2 protein-coding genes and 1 pseudogene are annotated in these 1429 nt (G+C 73.4%); 1 reads left to right on the top strand and 2 read right to left on the bottom strand.

Going from position 1 to position 1429, the window contains the following annotated elements; translation table 11 throughout:
• Window positions 1-109: pseudogene (locus tag HW445_RS33920) on the top strand (glycosyltransferase family 2 protein); the annotation flags it as partial.
• A 9-nt stretch (window positions 110-118) separates the two neighbouring features.
• Here HW445_RS33920 and HW445_RS30855 read toward each other — a convergent pair.
• Together HW445_RS30855 and HW445_RS30850 are read right to left on the bottom strand one after the other, a co-directional pair.
• Window positions 119-694 carry a DUF4396 domain-containing protein gene (locus tag HW445_RS30855; protein ID WP_180224085.1) on the bottom strand — a complete coding sequence of 192 codons (576 nt, stop codon included), beginning with the start codon at window positions 692-694 and terminating at the stop codon, window positions 119-121.
• A gap of 181 nt (window positions 695-875) precedes the next feature.
• Window positions 876-1429 (bottom strand): DUF305 domain-containing protein (locus tag HW445_RS30850; RefSeq protein ID WP_180224084.1); only part of this gene is annotated, 554 nt, incomplete at its 5' end.

The following is a 1429-nucleotide window of genomic DNA, read 5'->3' as shown; positions in this document are numbered from 1 at the left end:
GCCGTGGGTGCTGCGCGAACGGCGGGTGCTGCCGGCGGCGGTGGAGTCCCGCCTGGCGCTCCTGGAGGCGTCGCAGCGAGCCTCGACCGCCCGCCGGTACACGGGGTGACCCGAGCCGTCAGTGGAAGCCGTGGACGACGGCGTGTCCCTTGCCACGGCCGATCATCCACTTGTTGACCGGGGTGGTCACCAGGAACGCGACCGCGAAGCCGCCCAGCAGCGCCGACCAGAACAGGCCGTCGGACAGATGGGCGTCCATCGCCCCGGGGACCAGCGCGATGATCCCGTTGTCGACCAGCTCCATGACCGCGATCGAGACGGTGTCGGCGGCCAGCGCCACCTTGACCGCGTTCCTCAGGCCGAGCCCGGCCCGGCGGACCGCGAACAGGGTGAAGGAGTAGCCGAAGACGAAGGCCAGCGCGATCGCCAGCACCATCGTCGGGACGTTGCCCCACAGCAGCGCGGTGCCGATCACCATGCCGAGGATCTCGCCGACGGCGCAGCCGGTGAGGCAGTGCAGCGTCGCCTTGGCGGCCATGGCCCACGACGCCCCCGACCCGGCCGGACGGCCGCCGTGCCCGTGGCCGTGGCCGTGGTGGTGCCCGTGATCGTGGCCCTGGTGGTGCTCGTGCTGGTGGGCGTGGTCGTGCCCGTGGCCGTGCGCGTCACCGGTGTGTTCCGTGCTGTGCTCCATGACCGTTCTCCCCATCACTGTCAGGCGGCTCTCGGGCGGGACCGTCCGCGGCCCCCGCACACCTGAACCGTATACCCCCTGGGGGTATTCCGGAAGTGTCGTCCCGGCGTGCCGGAAGGCCCGTGGGGCGGGTGCGCCGCGGCGCACCCGCCCCACGGGGGACGACGGGGAGGCGGAGATGTCAGCTCTCGCCGATCTCGCCGAGCAGCTTCTCCATCCGCTCGATCTCGGCCGTCTGGGAGGCGGTGATCCCGCCGGCCATTTCCCGGGCCGGCGCGTGCGACCCCTCGGCCGTCTCCGTCCGGGCCATGGCCACGGCGCCCTCGTGGTGTTCGATCATCATCCGCAGGAAGGCCCGGTCGAACGCGGCGCCGGACGCCTTCCTCAGCAGCTCCATGTCCTGCGCGGACATCATTCCGCCCGCGCCGTGGGCGGCGTGGCCCCCGGCGTCCTCGGCGGGCTGCTCCTCGCCCCAGGAGGTCAACCAGCCGGAGAGGGTGGTGATCTCCGGCCCCTGGGCCTTCTTGATCTCCGCGGCGAGGCTCCTCACCTCGTCCGACCCCGCCCGGCCGGGCGCGAGGTCGGCCATCTCCACGGCCTGGCGGTGGTGCGGGATCATCCCCTGGGCGAAGGCCACGTCGGCGGAGTTCCGCCCGCCCGGGGAGGCCGGAGAAGCCGGGGAGGCCGGCGTGGACGCGGGGGAGTGGCCGTCGTGACCGGCGGACGCCTGGTCCG

Source organism: Streptomyces sp. UH6 (assembly GCF_013421635.1).
In the GTDB taxonomy this organism is placed as follows: domain Bacteria; phylum Actinomycetota; class Actinomycetes; order Streptomycetales; family Streptomycetaceae; genus Streptomyces; species Streptomyces abyssomicinicus.
This window is presented reverse-complemented; position numbering and strand designations above follow the sequence as displayed.